Here is a 17,356-nt window from a genome sequence, read left to right as displayed (position 1 = left end):
ATATTCGCTAATTCTTACAAGGCGAAATACGAAAATCCTATCGCCCCGGTCGAAAAACCTCGTTTACTCGCTACTACCGCGGTAACCCCAAGCCAGCATGTATTGCTCGCGGGAGCTGCCACGGGAAGAGTCCGGCTTGATCATCTGGACCTTGTCGAATTTCTGACGAGCGTCCTTCACGTAAGCATCAAACCCTTCACCCTGAAAAACCTTGATCACGAAATTACCACCCGGCTTGAGTATCCTCTCCGCCAGATCAAGCGCCAGCTCGCAAAGGAACATGGCTTTTGGCATGTCTACGGCAGGCGTACCACTCATATTGGGGGCCATATCGGAAATCACAAGGTCCACCTGCGAATTACCCACGGCCTCCAGGATCCGGGCGAGCACTTCGTCCTGGGTGAAGTCACCCTGGATGAAAGTTACGTCCGGAATGCTGTCCATTTCCAGTATGTCCGAGGCGATCAAGCGCCCCTGCCCACCAATCAGCCGGCTAGTGACCTGCGACCAGCCACCAGGGGCCGCACCCAGGTCGACAACGCTCATGCCTGGACGGATCAGCTTGTATTTCTCCTGGACCTCCAGGAGCTTGTAACTCGCACGCGAGCGGTAGCCATCCTTCTGCGCCTGCTTCACATAAGGATCATTGACATGTCTTTTCAGCCAACCAAGGCTTGTCTTGGAACGCGCCATTGGGCACCTCGATGATAAGGGTCGTGATTAATTGGGCGGATCCACGAGCCCTCGGGTAAAATGGCCGCCATTTTACAGAATCCAGACGAAAGGGTCAGATTATGCCGCTCACTCAAGAGCAGAAGAAACAGTACAAATCCATTGGCCACCATCTGAAACCAGTTTTGATTGTGGCTGACAACGGTTTGACTGAAGGTGTTTTAGCCGAACTAGAACGCGCATTGGCGGATCACGAGCTGATTAAAATCAAGCTCAACATCCTCGATCGTGAATCGCGTCTGGCGTCCATTGCAGAACTGTGCAAGGTCGGCAAAGCGGATCTGGTTCAAGTCATCGGCAAGATGGCACTGATTTACCGCAAGAACTTCAGCGTCAACAAGCAGCTGTCAAACGTCCATCGCTTCAAGTGATGACAAGGGTCAAGGGTGTGCTTCGCGCACCCTGCCGCTCCACCCACGAAAATCCCGCCATAGACTGACAAGGCCCTCGGCCTCAATCAGCACCAAAGCCTGAAAATCACGCACGCTGCGACTAACCTCAGCATCAGCGCCTTCAGCATGCCGTAAAATCGTCGATCAGCACCGGCGCCAGGCCAATTCGGCCCAGCACCGGCAGCAAACCAAAAGTGTAACAACCACAACCAGCCGACCCACAACATCAGGATCAGCCTCAAAGCAGGGCACCCGCACGAAACGGATGCCGGCCTTCAGATGTGGCGAACTTCTACAATCTCGTACTCGATAACGCCACCAGGCGTCTTGACCGCCACGACATCGCCCTCTTCCTTGGCAATCAAGGCGCGGGCCAATGGCGAACCGACCGAAATCTTGCCGAGTTTGAAGTCAGCCTCGTCCTCACCCACGATGTGGTAAGTGACGCGCTCATCAGTCTCGACGTTGGCGATCTCGACGGTTGTGCCGAAAATCACTTTGCCGGTGTGAGGAATGGTCGTGACATCGATTACCACCTGATTCTGAATCCGGCCTTCGATATCACGGATCCGCGCCTCGACCATACCCTGCTGCTCGCGAGCAGCGTGGTATTCGGCGTTTTCCTTCAAGTCACCCAACTCGCGGGCCGTACCGATGTCCTGGCTAAGCTTGGGACGAACGACCTTGGTCAGGTGAGCATGTTCTTCTTCCAGGGCGCGAGCGCCCTGAACTGTCATCGGGTACTTGGTTATGCTCATGCCTTCAATCCTGCGTGTAGATCCTGCAAGCGACGCACGGTCTTCTCTGGACCGAACTTGAGCGCTTCACAGATGGCTTCGCCAGCAGCAATGGTGGTGGTGCAGTAAATCTTGTGCTGCAGGGCATTTCGACGAATGGAGTACGAATCAGCGATCGACTGACGACCTTCGGTGGTGTTGATGATCAGCGTGACTTCGTCATTCTTGATCATGTCGACCACGTGCGGACGGCCTTCGGTCACCTTGTTCACACGACGCACTTTCAGGCCTGCGGCTTCGATCAGCTTGGCAGTACCGGCAGTGGCAACCACTTCGAAACCCAAGTTGATCAGATCACGGGCTACGCCTGCAACCAGTGGCTTGTCGTCATCACGTACGCTGATGAACGCAGTGCCGCCGGTTGGCAGTACTTCGCTGGCACCCATCTGGGCCTTGGCGAATGCTTCACCGAAAGTGTCGCCCACGCCCATCACTTCGCCGGTCGACTTCATCTCTGGGCCGAGGATCGGGTCAACGCCAGGGAATTTGGCGAATGGGAATACCGCCTCTTTCACGCTGTAGAAGTTCGGAATGATTTCCTTGGTGAAGCCGATTTCCTTCAGGGTCTTACCGGCCATGACACGAGCGGCGATCATTGCCAGGGAAACACCGATGCACTTGGATACGAACGGCACGGTACGGGAAGCACGCGGGTTGACTTCGATGACGTAGATGTCGTCGCCTTGCAGGGCCAACTGTACGTTCATCAGGCCGATCACACCCAGTTCCAGGGCCATTTTCTTGACCTGCTCACGCATCTCGTCCTGGATGTGCGCCGGCAGCGAGTACGGCGGCAGCGAGCACGCGGAGTCACCGGAGTGAACGCCGGCCTGCTCGATGTGCTGCATGATCGCGCCGATCACCACGTCGGTGCCGTCGCAGACCGCATCCACGTCCATTTCGATGGCGCAGTTGAGGAAGTGGTCAAGCAGCACCGGGCTGTCGTTGGACACTTTCACCGCATCACGCAGGTAGCGCTTGAGTTCCTCTTCTTCGTAGACGATTTCCATCGCACGACCGCCCAGTACGTAGGACGGACGCACCACCAGCGGGTAACCGATCTTGGCGGCGGCACGAATCGCTTCGTCTTCGCTGCGCACCGTGGCGTTAGGCGGCTGACGCAGGTTCAGGCGCTCGACCATCTGCTGGAAGCGCTCACGGTCTTCAGCGCGGTCGATGGCGTCAGGGCTGGTGCCGATGATCGGTACGCCGGCCTCTTCAAGGGCACGCGCCAGTTTCAGCGGGGTCTGGCCGCCGTACTGGACGATCACGCCTTTAGGCTTCTCGACGCGGACGATTTCCAGCACGTCTTCCAGGGTCACTGGCTCGAAGTACAGGCGATCGGAAGTGTCGTAGTCAGTGGAAACGGTTTCCGGGTTGCAGTTGACCATGATGGTCTCGTACCCGTCGTCGCGCAGTGCCAGTGCCGCGTGAACGCAGCAGTAGTCGAACTCGATGCCCTGGCCGATACGGTTTGGACCGCCGCCCAGGATCATGATCTTGTCGCGACCCGATGGCGCAGCCTCGCACTCCTCCTCGTAGGTCGAGTACAGGTAGGCGGTGTCGGTGGCGAACTCGGCCGCGCAGGTGTCGACGCGCTTGTAGACCGGGTACACCTCGAGCTTGTGACGGTGACGGCGCAGGGCCTTCTCGGTCACACCCAGCAGCTTGGCCAGGCGCATGTCGGAGAAGCCTTTGCGCTTGAGACGGAACATCAGGTCGCGGTCGATGCTGGTCAGACCCAGGGTCTTGACCTTCTCTTCGTCCTTGATCAGGTCTTCCATCTGCACCAGGAACCAACGATCGATCATGGTCATGCTGAAGATGTCATCAACACTCATGCCGGCGCGCATTGCATCCGCCACGTACCAGATACGCTCGGCGCCCGGCACGGTCAGCTCGCGCTTGAGCACGCTCATGCTTTCCGGGTTGTTCAGGTCAACCTTCTCGTCCAGGCCGCAAACGCCCACTTCCAGACCCCGCAGGGCTTTCTGCAGGGATTCCTGGAAGGTACGGCCGATGGCCATGACTTCACCCACAGACTTCATCTGAGTGGTCAGGCGCGCGTCAGCCTTGGGGAACTTCTCGAAAGCGAAGCGTGGCAGCTTGGTGACGACGTAGTCGATGGACGGCTCGAAGGACGCAGGGGTCTTGCCGCCGGTGATGTCGTTCGACAGTTCGTCGAGGGTGTAGCCAACTGCCAGCTTGGCCGCGACCTTGGCGATCGGGAACCCGGTCGCCTTGGAGGCCAGTGCCGAGGAACGGGACACCCGCGGGTTCATCTCGATGACGACCATGCGGCCCGTGTCCGGGCAGATGCCGAACTGCACGTTGGAACCGCCGGTTTCCACGCCGATCTCGCGCAATACCGCCAGGGAGGCGTTACGCAGGATCTGGTATTCCTTGTCGGTCAGGGTCTGTGCAGGAGCCACGGTGATCGAGTCACCGGTGTGCACGCCCATCGGGTCGAAGTTTTCGATGGAGCAGACGATGATGCAGTTGTCCTTCTTATCGCGGACAACCTCCATTTCGTATTCTTTCCAGCCGATCAGCGATTCGTCGATCAGCAGCTCTTTGGTCGGCGACAGGTCCAGACCACGGGCGCAGATTTCTTCGAACTCTTCACGGTTGTAAGCGATACCGCCGCCGGTGCCACCCATGGTGAAGGACGGACGGATGATGCACGGGAAGCCGAGCTTCTCGAGGACCGCATTGGCCTCTTCCATGCTGTGGGCGATACCGGAACGCGGGCACGCCAGGCCGATGGATTTCATCGCCTTGTCAAAACGCGAACGGTCTTCCGCCTTGTCGATGGTGTCGGCATTGGCACCGATCATCTCTACGCCGAACTTCTCCAGAACGCCTTCACGCTCCAGATCCAGCGCACAGTTCAGCGCTGTCTGGCCACCCATGGTCGGCAGCAGCGCGTCCGGACGCTCTTTCTCGATGATCTTGGCAACGGTCTGCCACTTGATCGGCTCGATGTAGGTCGCGTCGGCCATGGCCGGGTCGGTCATGATGGTGGCCGGGTTGGAGTTCACCAGGATGACGCGGTAGCCCTCTTCGCGCAGGGCTTTGCAGGCCTGGGCGCCGGAGTAGTCGAATTCGCAAGCCTGGCCGATCACGATCGGGCCAGCGCCAAGAATCAGGATGCTTTTAATGTCTGTACGTTTTGGCATGGGTTTGTCACTCAAATCCGCAGGTCAGTCGGCAAGCCGTCTTGTTCAATCTCTGAAGCCTTGAGGGGGCCGCCAGTGCGGGGCCACCCTCAAGCTTTGCTACATCAGGGCGAGGGATCAGCGCCGCTTGGCCATCTCGTTGATGAAGCGATCAAACAATGGCGCTACGTCGTTCGGGCCAGGGCTGGCTTCCGGGTGACCCTGGAAGCTGAAGGCGCTCTTGTCGGTACGCTCGATCCCTTGCAGGGTGCCGTCGAATAGCGATTTGTGGATCGCGCGAACGTTGGCCGGCAGGGTCGCTTCGTCCACGGCAAAACCGTGGTTCTGGCTGGTGATCATCACCACGCCGCTGTCCAGGTCCTGGACGGGGTGGTTGGCACCGTGGTGGCCGTGACCCATTTTCAGGGTCTTGGCGCCGGAGGCCAAGGCCAGCAGCTGGTGACCGAGGCAGATACCGAAGACCGGAATCTCGGTTTCCAGCACGTCCTTGATCGCCTGGATCGCGTAGTCGCAAGGCTCCGGATCGCCAGGGCCGTTGGACAGGAACACGCCGTCCGGCTTCAGCGCCAGCACATCGGCGGCAGGGGTTTGCGCCGGCACGACGGTCACGCGGCAACCGCGCTCGACCAGCATGCGCAGGATGTTCACCTTGACACCGTAGTCGTAGGCCACCACGTGGTACGGCAGCTCGGAGGCTTCGATGGTCGCGTGGCTGTCGGTTTTCAGATCCCAGACAGTCGAGCGCCACTCGTAGCTTTCCTTGGTGCTGACCACTTTCGCCAGGTCCATGCCTTTGAGACCAGGGAAACCTTGGGCGGCCGCAATAGCAGCTTCTTCGGAAATGTTGTCACCGGCCATGATGCAGCCGTTCTGCGCGCCTTTTTCACGCAGAATGCGCGTCAGGCGGCGAGTGTCGATACCGGCGATGGCCACAACGTTGTTGGCCTTCAGGTAGTCGGACAGAGACATCGTGTTACGCCAGTTGCTCGCAACCAGTGGCAGGTCGCGAATGACCAGGCCGGCAGACCAGACGCGGTTGGACTCAGCGTCTTCCGGCGTGGTGCCGGTGTTGCCGATGTGCGGGTAAGTCAGGGTAACGATCTGTTGGGCGTAGGAAGGATCGGTAAGGATTTCCTGATAGCCGGTCATTGCGGTGTTGAACACCACCTCACCAACGGTTTGACCGTCGGCTCCAATGGCTTCGCCGCGAAAAATGCTGCCATCAGCAAGGGCGAGTATGGCTGGCTTAGTCAAGAAGACCTCCCGTAAATAAAGCCTGAAAGGGCGATCGCAGGTTGTAAAAAAGCGGAGTGACGTATGGACACGTCACCCCGCTTCTTCACTGAATTATTCTGCGCGCTTTTAGTGGACACACTAAAGCTGTAGCTTACAGAAAAAGGCCTTTTTGGTCTACCGCCAATGAGCCTTAAAGGCTGGAGAATGCGACAGGACGTCGCTTGGCGAAATAAAACCGGGCTCAAACGCTGTGCGCGAGCCCGATTTCGGGTGCATCTTAACGCAGATCGAGCACGTCTTGCATGTCGTAAAGGCCAGGCTCGCGCCCGTCCAGCCACAATGCAGCACGTACCGCACCCTTGGCGAAAGTCATGCGACTGGACGCCTTGTGCGTGATTTCGACGCGCTCACCGTCAGCGGCGAACAGCACGGTGTGATCACCGACGATGTCGCCGGCACGTACCGTAGCGAAACCAATGGTCTCGCGCTCGCGAGCGCCGGTCTGCCCTTCGCGACCATAGACGGCCACTTTCTTCAGATCACGACCCAACGCATCGGCAATCACTTCACCCATACGCACGGCAGTGCCGGACGGTGCATCGACCTTGTGACGATGGTGAGCTTCGGTGATTTCGATATCAACATCGTCGCCCAAAACGCGAGCAGCCGTGTCGAGCAACTTCAGACAAAGGTTCACACCCACGCTGAAGTTGGCTGCAAAAACAATCGGAATGTCCTTGCCTGCTTCTGCCAGCAGTTGCTTCTCTTCAACACTGAAACCCGTGGTGCCGATGATCATCGCCTTGCCATGCTTGCGGCAGAATGCGAGGTTCTTCAGGGTGACCGTCGGGTGAGTGAAGTCGATCAGCACGTCGAACTCGTCGACCACCCGATCCAGATCACCAGACAACGGCACGCCGATGCGACCGATAGCCGCCAGCTCACCAGCATCCGCACCAACCAGCGTGCTGTCAGGGCGATCTACCGCCGCTGTCAGACCCGCACCTGCGGCTTGCTGCACAGCTTCAATCAGGGTCTTGCCCATGCGCCCGGCGGCGCCCATCACTGCAATACGTCGCATGCCTGCCTCCTTACAAATCGCCGAAGAAGCGCTTCACGCCTTCGAACCAACCGGTGGTTTTTGGCGAATGGCTGTTGTCATCCGCCAGCGAACTACGGAACTCCTCGAGCATTTCACGCTGGCGACGACTCAGATTGACTGGAGTCTCGACCGCCACGCGACACATCAAGTCGCCAGCTCCACCGCCACGCACAGGCGCGACACCCTTGCCACGTACGCGAAACTGCTTGCCGGTCTGAGTCCCCTCGGGGATCTTCAACTTGACCCGACCATCAAGGGTCGGAATCTCCAACTCGCCACCCAGCGCCGCATCGACGAAGCTGATCGGCACTTCGCAGAACAGGTGCTTGCCATCACGCTGGAAGATCGAGTGCTCACGCACGTTGATCACCACGTACAGGTCGCCCGTCGGGCCACCTTGAGCGCCCGCTTCACCTTCGCCGGACAGGCGAATGCGATCACCGGTATCGACACCGGCCGGCACTTTCACCGACAGGGTTTTGTACTCTTCGACACGACCTTCGCCGTGGCAGGAATCGCACGGATCGGAAATGATCTTGCCCTGGCCATGGCAGCGCGGACAGGTTTGCTGCACCGAGAAGAAACCTTGCTGCATGCGCACCTGGCCAATACCGCCGCAAGTCGGGCAGGTTACCGGCGCGGAACCCTTCTTGGCACCCGAACCATCGCAAGGCTTGCAATTGGTAAGCGTCGGAACCCGGATGTTCACGGTCGTACCGCGCACCGCCTCTTCCAAGTCCAGTTCCAGGGTGTAGCGCAAGTCACTGCCGCGCTGAGCGCCGCCACGGGAACCGCCGCGACCGCCACCGAAGAAGTCACTGAACACATCACCAAAGATGTCGGAGAAGTTCTGACCGCCGAAACCGGCACCGCCGCCACCCATGCTCGGGTCGACACCGGCATGGCCATACTGGTCGTACGCCGCACGCTTGCCGGAATCGGACAGCACTTCGTAGGCCTCGTTGGCCTCCTTGAACATTTCTTCCGACGCTTTGTCATCGGGATTACGGTCCGGGTGATGCTTCATCGCCAGGCGACGGTAGGCCTTCTTCAGGTCCGCTTCGCTTGAGCCGCGCTCAACACCCAACACTTCGTAATAGTCACGCTTTGCCATAAGTCTTTGCACTCTTGAGGACGTCCGACAAAACCCTCCTGAGTTTGCCGAACTCGTTGAGCCCCAATACAGGCCCGGACCCAACTCACGTCAATTCAACGATCCTGGTCTTAGATTCTTGCGGTACTTGCGACTCGAAAAGCAGGAGCATTCCCGGCCATACCGCCAACACGCGAACGCTGTCGCATGCTGTAAAAATTCGCGTATTCCAGATACGCCAACGCGGGAGCAAGCTCCCGCGCGGCGACATCCTACCAGTCACCGCCCAAAGGCAGTCAACCGGCCGACCAACAACTTACTTGTGGTCTTTGACTTCTTCGAACTCGGCATCGACAACGTCGTCAGCCTTTTCAGCCGATTCGCCCTGCGGTGCAGCGCCTTCAGCAGGCTGAGCCTGTTCGGCGTACATCTTCTGCGCCACTGGAGCGGAGACTTTCGAGAGTTCTTCAACCTTGGCGTCGATGGCAGCCTTGTCGTCGCCTTTGACGGCGGCTTCCAGGGCAACTACAGCCGCTTCGATTGCAGTCTTCTCTTCGGCAGTCACTTTATCGCCCGCATCGGCAACCATTTTGCGCGTCGAGTGAACCAGTGCATCACCCTGGTTACGGGCAGCGGCCAGTTCTTCGAACTTGCGGTCTTCCTCGGCGTTCGCCTCGGCATCACGCACCATGCGCTCGATTTCTTCGTCGGACAGACCGGAGTTGGCCTTGATCACGATCGACTGGGTCTTGCCGGTGGCCTTGTCTTTGGCGCCTACGTGCAGAATGCCGTTGGCGTCGATGTCGAAGGTCACTTCGATTTGTGGCACGCCACGTGGTGCTGGTGGAATCTCGGCCAGGTCGAACTTGCCCAGGGACTTGTTCTGCGCCGCTTGCTTACGCTCACCTTGCAGCACGTGAATGGTCACGGCGCCCTGGTTGTCGTCGGCAGTCGAGAACACTTGCGATTTCTTGGTAGGAATCGTGGTGTTTTTCTCGATCAGCGCGGTCATCACGCCACCCATGGTTTCGATACCCAGGGTCAGCGGGCTAACGTCCAGCAGCAGAACGTCTTTCACGTCGCCAGCCAGTACGGCGCCCTGGATAGCAGCACCCATGGCAACGGCTTCGTCCGGGTTAACGTCTTTACGAGCTTCTTTGCCGAAGAACTCGGTTACCAGCTTCTGAACCAGTGGCATACGGGTCTGACCGCCTACCAGGATCACGTCGTTGATTGCGCCAACGTCGATACCGGAATCTTTCAGAGCGATGCGGCAAGGTTCGATGGTGCGCTGAACCAGGTCTTCAACCAGTGCTTCGAGCTTGGCACGCGAGATTTTCACGTTCAAGTGCTTAGGACCGGTGGCGTCTGCAGTGATGTACGGCAGATTCACGTCGGTCGACTGAGCGGAAGACAGCTCGATCTTGGCTTTTTCAGCGGCTTCTTTCAGGCGCTGCATGGCCAGCGGATCACCTTTGAGGTTCATGCCGCTTTCTTTCTTGAATTCGTCGACGAGGTAGTCGATCAGACGAATGTCAAAGTCTTCACCGCCCAGGAACGTGTCACCGTTGGTGGCCAGTACTTCGAACTGGTGCTCGCCATCGACTTCAGCGATCTCGATCACGGAAACGTCGAACGTACCACCGCCCAGGTCGTAAACGATCACGGTGTGATCGCCCTTGGCCTTGTCCATACCGTAAGCCAGAGCGGCTGCGGTTGGTTCGTTGATGATACGTTTTACGTCCAGACCGGCGATGCGGCCGGCGTCTTTGGTCGCCTGACGCTGACTGTCGTTGAAGTAGGCCGGAACGGTGATCACCGCTTCAGTCACGGTCTCGCCGAGGTAGTCTTCGGCGGTCTTCTTCATTTTCTTCAGGATTTCAGCCGAGATTTGTGGCGGAGCCATTTTCTGGCCGTTCACTTCAACCCAGGCGTCGCTGTTGTCAGCCTTGACGATCTTGTAAGGGACCATCTGAATGTCTTTCTGTACGACTTCTTCGTCGAAACGACGACCGATCAGACGCTTCACCGCGTACAGGGTGTTATGCGGATTGGTCACAGCCTGACGCTTGGCCGACTGGCCAACCAGAATTTCGCCATCGTTGGCGTAAGCGATGATCGACGGCGTGGTACGCGCGCCTTCAGCGTTTTCAATAACTTTTGCCTTGCCATTTTCCAGCACGGAGACGCAGGAGTTGGTAGTCCCCAGGTCGATACCGATAATTTTGCCCATGTTCACTCTCCCGAAACTTTGGATTTGGTTGCCGCAGCAGTGGTGGCTAACTGCGGTAGCACTTAAACGCTTGACTTATAAATGGGGGCCTTGCGGCGGATTTCAAGCCTGCTCGTCAATCGAAGGCGAAACCGGCGCAGGCGCCTTGCTGACCACGACCATCGCCGGGCGTAGCAGGCGACCATTGAGCTGATAGCCCTTCTGGAACACCTTCAGAACACTGTTCGGCTCGACGTCAGCGCTTTCCTGCATGGCCATTGCCTGATGGTGAACGGCATTGAACGGTTCGCCATGCGGATCGATCGCTTCAAGCTGATAACGCTTGAGGGTGTCGTGGAACATTTTCAGGGTCAGCTCGATGCCTTCGCGCATTGGACGGATGCTTTCGTCGTCCGGGCTGGACAATTCCAGGCCACGCTCCAGGCTGTCGACGATCGGCAGCAGGTCGCTGGCGAATTTTTCCAGCGCGAACTTGTGAGCCTTCTCAACATCCTGCTCGGCGCGACGGCGGACGTTCTGCAGATCGGCGGCTACACGCAAAGCCTGATCCTGAGCGCCTGCCAGTTGCTCTTCGAGCACTTGTACACGAGCCGCCAGGTCATCACCCGAAGTCTCGGGCGCCTGGTTGGCGTCTGGGTTTTGCGTATCCACTGTCTGTTCGTCAGCCATAGATTTCTCCTTTCAATTTCGTCCGCGAGCTCAACTCGCGCTTCTGCCCAGCTATATGGGGCCGCAAAAACCGGCTTCAAGGGGTACCTATCATTAACCCCACAAAAAATAACTGCATTGTCATTCCCTGGCGCACCAAGGCTTTCGTCGGATCAATCAAATAGAGCTGACGAGGGGCATTGTCAGCCAGAAACAAAACACTGTATAAATAACCAGACCTAACACCTGGGAGCGGCCCACATGCTGGTGCACCTGTCCGTACACAACTACGCCATCGTTGAACATCTCGACCTCGAACTCGATCGCGGAATGAGCGTGATTACCGGGGAAACCGGCGCGGGCAAGTCGATCATGCTCGATGCATTGGGCCTGACCCTGGGTGATCGTGCCGACAGCGGCGTGGTGCGTCCCGGCGCCGACAAGGCCGACATCCTGGCCACGTTCGATCTGGCCGACATTCCGGAAGCCAGCGCCTGGCTGGCCGAGCGCGATCTCGAGAACGACGGCCCGTGCATCCTGCGCCGGGTCATCACCTCCGAAGGGCGCTCTCGCGGCTACATCAATGGCACGCCCTGCCCCCTGGGCGACCTCAAGGCGCTGGGCGAGCTGCTGATCGACATCCACAGCCAGCACGAACACCAATCCCTGCTCAAGACCGACACCCACCGTCGCCTGCTCGACGAGTACGCCGGCGCTACGGACCTTGCACGACAGGTTCAGCTCGCCGCCCAACGCTGGCGCCAAACCCGCCAGGAACTGGAGCGCCTCTCCAATTCCGGTGACGAACAGCGCGCCCGCCATCAACTCTTGAGTTATCAGCTCGAAGAGCTGGAAAACCTTGGCCTAGGCGACAATGAACTGGAGAACCTGGAACAGGAACACAAGAACCTGACCAATGCGGAAACCCTGCTGGGAATCTGCCGCCAAGTTGTCGAGCAATGCAGCGAAAGTGATTCAGGAAATGTGCTGAACGCCCTTACTGCCAGCCTCAATCGACTGTCGAGCGTGAACAACTCCATCGGCGCACTGGGCGAAGCCAGTAGCTTGCTGACCAGCGCGCAAATCCAGGTAGAAGAGGCCGTTGGGGAACTGAACCGCTTCCTGGACAATTTCGACGCCGATCCGTCGCGCCTTCAGTACCTTGAGGAGCGGCTCGACGCGATCTATACCCTGGCCCGCAAGCATCGTATCCAGCCGACCGAACTCGCCGAAATGCAGCAGAAACTGCTGGATGAAATCGAAACCCTGAATGCCAATGACGAATCCATCGAGCGACTGAGCGACGAACTGTCCTCCTATGCCCGTCATTATCAGGAGAAGGCTCGGGAACTGAGCGATCTGCGCCATCACGCCTCAAGCAGCCTGGCCAGTGCCGTGGAGCAGGAAATCCAAAGACTGGGCATGCCAGGTGGTCGCTTCACCATCGAGCTTCGCCCCAACACCAGCGATGAGCTGCTTCCGAACGGTCTTGAGCAGGTAGAACTACTGGTCAGCGCCAACCCTGGCCAGCCACTGAAGGCCTTGGCGAAAGTGGCATCCGGCGGCGAACTGTCGCGGATCAGCCTGGCAATTCAGGTGATCACGGCTCAAACGTCCCGTGTACCAACCCTGGTGTTCGACGAAGTGGACGTCGGTATTGGCGGCCCGACGGCGGAGATCGTCGGTCAATTGCTGCGTCGGCTCGGCGAGCGCGGACAGGTGCTGACCGTAACCCACTTGCCGCAAGTGGCGGCGCAGGGCCATCAACATTTGTTTGTGCACAAGGTTCGCGGCGAGGATGCCACCCGCACGGCTGTTTCCAAGTTGAGCAAGAACGATCGCATCGAAGAAGTCGCGCGGATGCTGGGAGGCATCGACCTCACCAAGGAATCCCTGGCTCACGCGAAAAAGATGGTCGTTACCGCAAAAGCATAATGCGGACCATATGCAAATCCGTGCATGCCGCAGAAAGCACGAAGGCGACCCTGGGGTCGCCTTCGTTCGTTTCGCGAACCTCAAGCTCGCGCGACATGCTTACTTTTTCTTGCGTACGTACAGCACCAAATTGTGATCAACCATCTCGAAGCCATACTTGTCGACGATTGCTTTCTGCAGCCGCTCGATTTCTTCGTCGAAGAATTCGATCACTTCGCTGGTTTCGACGTTGACCATATGGTCGTGATGCTTGCCGTCATCCAGTTCGAAGACCGCATGGCCTCCGTCGAAGTTATGCCGCACCACAAGGCCAGCTGCCTCGAACTGGGTCAGCACACGGTAAACCGTGGCCAGACCGACGTCCTCACCAGCCTCCATAAGGGCCTTGTAAACATCCTCGGCACTCATGTGGCGTTGCTCGGCGGAATCGAGCATTTGCAGAATTTTGACCCGTGGCAGGGTCACTTTGAGGCCGGCTTTGCGTAGTTCGCTATTTTCAACCATGGTCAGCTTTCTCGCGATGCTGCTTCGCAGCTTCTCTTAATGCGGGTATGATCGGCGTTTACGTTGTCCCAGCCAAGATAGTGGAAGTCGCCCACCGATGCAAAACACCAAGCTCTTGCTAACCAGTTTCACCCTTGTGGGACTGCTCGCACTCGCCGGTTGTTCATTCCCCGGGGTTTACAAAATCGACATCCAGCAGGGCAATGTCGTCACACAGGACATGATAGACCAGTTACGCCCGGGAATGACCCGCAAGCAAGTACGGTTTATCATGGGTAACCCTCTGCTGACTGACACGTTCCATGCCGATCGCTGGGATTATCTGTACAGCCTGCAACCGGGTGGCGGTGAACGCCAACAGGAACGCATCAGCGTTATTTTCAACCCAAATGATCAGCTTGTCAGCCTTTCTGGCGACTTCATGCCGGGCATGAGCCGCGACGAGGCCATTCTCGGCAAGGACACTGGCACCACGGTCGCTGCGCCAGCAGAAAACGTCGAGAAGCCGAAGCCGGAAAAACCGGTCAAGCCAGGTTCGTTGCTGGATCAGATTCAGAAGGACGTCGACGGTGTAGAAACCGTTCCAGTCCCGTCGCCAGAACCGCTGGACACCACACCGCAATAATTTGCAACGCAATAAAAAACCCGGTTTATCCGGGTTTTTTATTGCCTGCTACTCAGCCAATCACTGATTCCGGGCTTTGGCCTCGGCAGCCTTGGCAGCGCGCAGCCGACGAACTTCCTTGGGATCAGCCAATAACGGCCGATAGATCTCGATGCGATCCCCCGCTTGAACGACACGATTATCCGGGTCTGAAACCACTTTGCCAAAAATCCCTATAGGGCAATCGGTCAGATCCAGCTCTGGAAACTCGTCACCTACTCTGGACTTGAGCAATGCCGCCCGCAGCGTCGTTCCAGCCGGCACTTCCACGGTAATAAGTGCCTGCCGGTCAACAGCGGCATACACCACCTCGACCTCGACCATGGAATCAACCATGAATCTGTTTGGCTCGCTGGCAGAACGCATCCACCAGGGTATTGGCCGCCTGATTGAACAACGGCCCCAAAGTGGCGCGAACCAACGGCCCCGCGTAGTCGAACGATAGATCCAGGCTGATCTTGCAGGCCTTTTCACCTAAAGGCTTGAACACCCACACACCATGCAACTGGGTAAACGGACCTTCCTCAAGATTCATTTCTATCGACTGCCCCGGCACCAGCGTGTTGCGGGTAACAAAATGCTGGCTAAGCCCGCCTTTCGCTACACCGACACTGGCGCGCATGTGTTCGGGAGTGCTTTCCAAAACCTCTGAAGTCGAGCACCACGGTAGAAACTCCGGATAGCGCGCCACGTCGTTGACCAGGTCATACAGCGCTTGCGCCGGGTACGGCAGCAAGGCCGAACGCGAAATATGTGTCGTCATGTCAGCGTCATTTCCACAGCTGGGCGGCAAACACTACGAGAATGCCGATGGGCGCCACATAGCGCATCAAGAACAAGGACAGGGCAAACAGTGCAGGGTTGCGAATCGACAGCTCATCGCGCACCGCTTCACGCCCCATGATCCAGCCCGCAAACACCACGAAACACAGGCCACCGAGTGGCAACATGAGTCGCGAAGTGAAGAAATCGATCACACCAAAGAAATCCAGACCACCGGCCGCTCCCCATTGGTAGAGATGAAACATCCCGCCTTCGTTCACGAAAAACTTGGCTTCCTTCCAGATATTGAAGGAGAACACCGTGCCCAAACCCACAAACCAGCAACTGAACGCCAGCCAGAACGTCACCCAGGCACGACTGACTTTCGTGCGCTCAACCAGGTAAGCCACCATGGGTTCGAGCAGGGAAATCGCCGAACTCCAGGCCGCCACCGCCACCAGTACGAAGAACACCACGCCCATCAACTGGCCGAACGCGACGTTGCCGAAGGCAAAAGGCAGGCTGACAAACATCAGGCCCGGCCCTTCACTCGGATTCAGGCCGGCAGCGAACACAATCGGAAACAATGCCAGGCCAGCGACCAAAGAAACAAAGGTATCGAGTAACGCCACACCGACGACAGTACCGGAAATTGAAGAGTTCTTCGGCATGTAAGCGCCATAGATCATGATCGAGCCAACACCCACGCTCAGGGAGAAGAAGGCGTGCCCCATCGCGGGCAGCAAGCCGTCCATGACCTTTTCCGGATGGAAGTCGAACATGAAGTGCACGCCCGCCATGAAGTGTCCGGTAGTCATGCTGTAGCCCAGCAAGACAAGAATCATCACGAACAATAGCGGCATCATGATGCGCAAACTTCGTTCAAGTCCGGCGACCACACCCTTGGCAATCACCACGGCCGAAAGCAGCATGAAAATCGTATGCCAAAGTGTCAGGCGCCACGGATCGGCGATGACATTACCGAAATAGGCTCCCACCTGATCAGGCGTCGCACCCTGAAAGTCGCCCCGCCCCATGTCGATGATGTAGTCCAGCGACCAGCCGCCAACCACACTATAAAAAGACAGGATCAGCAACGCCGTGATCATCCCGGCAAAAGCCCCCCACGACCACTTCGCGCAATGCCCAGCCTCGGTCGCCAGGATCTTCAAGGCGTTGGCCGGGCTCTGCCGGGCACGCCGGCCGATCAGGGTTTCTGCCAGCATGACCGGCACGCCGATCAACGCAATGCAGACCAGGAACATCAGCACAAAAGCGCCGCCGCCATAGACACCGACCATGTAGGGGAATTTCCAGATACTACCCAGCCCCACGGCCGAACCGGTCGCGGCGAGTATGAAGACCCAGCGGCTAGCCCAACTGCCGTGGACAGAAACCTTGTCTGTCGACATCGTTATCACGCCCAAGCGTTCAAAAAAGAGGCCGCATTGTCCGGGATTCAATCAACCTGCTCAAGCACGTAGCGATACCGTAGCCGACTGGCGTGCAACTCCCTATAATGCCGCCCCTATGGCTAAACAGAAGAAACACCCAACAGGGACCATCGCGCAAAATAAAAAGGCGCGACACGATTACTTCATCGAGCATAAGTTCGAGGCTGGTCTGGTCCTGGCCGGCTGGGAAGTAAAAAGTCTGCGGGCAAGCAAGCTACAGCTGGTTGACAGTTATGTACTGCTCAAGGATGGCGAAGCCTGGCTGCTCGGCAGTCACATCACGCCTCTGACGACGGCCAGCACCCACGTCATCGCTGATCCGGTGCGTAGCCGCAAGTTGCTGCTCAACCGACGGGAGCTGGACAAGCTGTCCGCTGCTGTACAGCAAAAGGGTTACGCCTGCGTATGCCTGTCCTGGTACTGGAGCAAGCACATGGTCAAGTGTGAGATTGCTTTGGGCAAGGGCAAGAAGGAATACGACAAGCGCGATACCGAGCGCGAACGTGATGCCGGTCGCGAGCTGCAACGCGCGGTTCGCAACAAGGGCAAGGAAGACTGATTCTTCTGCCTGCGATTTGTGGCGCGAATAAAAAGATCGCAGCCTTCGGCAGCTCCTACAGGAACG

Annotated in this window: 16 protein-coding genes and 1 pseudogene; 4 read left to right on the top strand and 13 right to left on the bottom strand. The window is 58.0% G+C overall.

Annotation, left to right across the window (positions count from 1 at the left end):
• Nucleotides 1–63: 63 nt before the first annotated feature.
• Nucleotides 64–693, bottom strand: coding sequence for a 23S rRNA (uridine(2552)-2'-O)-methyltransferase RlmE (gene rlmE, locus AD668_RS02885; RefSeq protein WP_053154377.1), 630 nt, complete (start codon nucleotides 691–693; stop codon nucleotides 64–66).
• A 101-nt stretch (nucleotides 694–794) separates the two neighbouring features.
• Here rlmE and AD668_RS02880 point away from each other — a divergent pair, with 101 nt between their 5' ends.
• Nucleotides 795–1,103 (top strand): YhbY family RNA-binding protein, encoded by a 309-nt coding sequence (locus tag AD668_RS02880; RefSeq protein WP_007942889.1) that lies wholly within the window; start codon nucleotides 795–797, stop codon nucleotides 1,101–1,103.
• A gap of 42 nt (nucleotides 1,104–1,145) precedes the next feature.
• Here AD668_RS02880 and AD668_RS29830 read toward each other — a convergent pair.
• The 8 genes and pseudogenes from AD668_RS29830 to grpE form a co-directional block, all read right to left on the bottom strand.
• Nucleotides 1,146–1,351: pseudogene (locus AD668_RS29830) on the bottom strand (MFS transporter); the annotation flags it as partial.
• A 48-nt stretch (nucleotides 1,352–1,399) separates the two neighbouring features.
• The gene (gene greA / locus AD668_RS02875) at nucleotides 1,400–1,876 is read right to left on the bottom strand and encodes a transcription elongation factor GreA (RefSeq protein ID WP_053154907.1); all 477 of its coding nucleotides are present in this window, start codon (nucleotides 1,874–1,876) and stop codon (nucleotides 1,400–1,402) included.
• 2 nt (nucleotides 1,877–1,878) lie between these two features.
• Nucleotides 1,879–5,100: a carbamoyl-phosphate synthase large subunit gene (gene carB, locus AD668_RS02870; protein ID WP_053154374.1), complete on the bottom strand. Its 3,222-nt coding sequence runs from the start codon at nucleotides 5,098–5,100 to the stop codon at nucleotides 1,879–1,881.
• A gap of 117 nt (nucleotides 5,101–5,217) precedes the next feature.
• Nucleotides 5,218–6,354 (bottom strand): glutamine-hydrolyzing carbamoyl-phosphate synthase small subunit, encoded by a 1,137-nt coding sequence (gene carA / locus AD668_RS02865; protein WP_007988689.1) that lies wholly within the window; start codon nucleotides 6,352–6,354, stop codon nucleotides 5,218–5,220.
• Between the two features lie 259 nt (nucleotides 6,355–6,613).
• A complete protein-coding gene (gene dapB, locus AD668_RS02860; protein WP_053154370.1) occupies nucleotides 6,614–7,417 on the bottom strand; it encodes a 4-hydroxy-tetrahydrodipicolinate reductase in 804 nt (267 codons plus the stop codon).
• A gap of 10 nt (nucleotides 7,418–7,427) precedes the next feature.
• Nucleotides 7,428–8,552, bottom strand: a complete 1,125-nt coding sequence (gene dnaJ, locus AD668_RS02855) for a molecular chaperone DnaJ (RefSeq protein WP_053154367.1) — start codon at nucleotides 8,550–8,552, stop codon at nucleotides 7,428–7,430.
• A gap of 295 nt (nucleotides 8,553–8,847) precedes the next feature.
• Nucleotides 8,848–10,764, bottom strand: a complete 1,917-nt coding sequence (gene dnaK / locus AD668_RS02850) for a molecular chaperone DnaK (protein ID WP_053154364.1) — start codon at nucleotides 10,762–10,764, stop codon at nucleotides 8,848–8,850.
• Nucleotides 10,765–10,866: 102 nt separating this feature from the next.
• Nucleotides 10,867–11,433, bottom strand: coding sequence for a nucleotide exchange factor GrpE (gene grpE / locus AD668_RS02845; RefSeq protein ID WP_053154361.1), 567 nt, complete (start codon nucleotides 11,431–11,433; stop codon nucleotides 10,867–10,869).
• Between the two features lie 240 nt (nucleotides 11,434–11,673).
• On the opposite strand from grpE, the gene recN reads away from it, so the two are divergent.
• Nucleotides 11,674–13,347: a DNA repair protein RecN gene (gene recN, locus AD668_RS02840; protein WP_053154357.1), complete on the top strand. Its 1,674-nt coding sequence runs from the start codon at nucleotides 11,674–11,676 to the stop codon at nucleotides 13,345–13,347.
• Between the two features lie 99 nt (nucleotides 13,348–13,446).
• Here recN and fur read toward each other — a convergent pair whose 3' ends face one another.
• Complete coding sequence (fur, locus tag AD668_RS02835; RefSeq protein ID WP_003197684.1) at nucleotides 13,447–13,851, bottom strand: ferric iron uptake transcriptional regulator; 405 nt, start codon at nucleotides 13,849–13,851, stop codon at nucleotides 13,447–13,449.
• Nucleotides 13,852–13,948: 97 nt separating this feature from the next.
• Between fur and AD668_RS02830 the strand changes: the two genes are divergently transcribed.
• The gene (locus AD668_RS02830) at nucleotides 13,949–14,476 is read left to right on the top strand and encodes an outer membrane protein assembly factor BamE (RefSeq protein ID WP_053154352.1); all 528 of its coding nucleotides are present in this window, start codon (nucleotides 13,949–13,951) and stop codon (nucleotides 14,474–14,476) included.
• A gap of 60 nt (nucleotides 14,477–14,536) precedes the next feature.
• Here the strand turns inward: AD668_RS02830 and AD668_RS02825 are convergent, their stop codons facing one another.
• Genes AD668_RS02825 through AD668_RS02815 form a run of 3 tightly spaced genes read right to left on the bottom strand, consistent with a single transcriptional unit; the run spans nucleotide 14,537 to nucleotide 16,689 of the window.
• The gene (locus tag AD668_RS02825) at nucleotides 14,537–14,851 is read right to left on the bottom strand and encodes an RnfH family protein (RefSeq protein ID WP_053154348.1); all 315 of its coding nucleotides are present in this window, start codon (nucleotides 14,849–14,851) and stop codon (nucleotides 14,537–14,539) included.
• A complete protein-coding gene (locus AD668_RS02820) occupies nucleotides 14,844–15,278 on the bottom strand; it encodes a type II toxin-antitoxin system RatA family toxin (RefSeq protein ID WP_053154345.1) in 435 nt (144 codons plus the stop codon). Before AD668_RS02820 ends, AD668_RS02825 begins: the two co-directional genes overlap by 8 nt.
• Before the next feature lie 7 nt (nucleotides 15,279–15,285).
• Nucleotides 15,286–16,689: a sodium-dependent transporter gene (locus AD668_RS02815; protein WP_053154342.1), complete on the bottom strand. Its 1,404-nt coding sequence runs from the start codon at nucleotides 16,687–16,689 to the stop codon at nucleotides 15,286–15,288.
• A 118-nt stretch (nucleotides 16,690–16,807) separates the two neighbouring features.
• On the opposite strand from AD668_RS02815, the gene smpB reads away from it, so the two are divergent.
• Nucleotides 16,808–17,290: an SsrA-binding protein SmpB gene (gene smpB / locus AD668_RS02810; protein WP_007973144.1), complete on the top strand. Its 483-nt coding sequence runs from the start codon at nucleotides 16,808–16,810 to the stop codon at nucleotides 17,288–17,290.
• Nucleotides 17,291–17,356: the final 66 nt, after the last annotated feature.

Source organism: Pseudomonas sp. P1.8, from assembly GCF_001269805.1.
Classification (GTDB): Bacteria; Pseudomonadota; Gammaproteobacteria; order Pseudomonadales; family Pseudomonadaceae; genus Aquipseudomonas.
The sequence above is the reverse complement of the archived record's forward strand: the minus strand, read 5'-3'. Positions and strand labels throughout refer to the sequence as shown.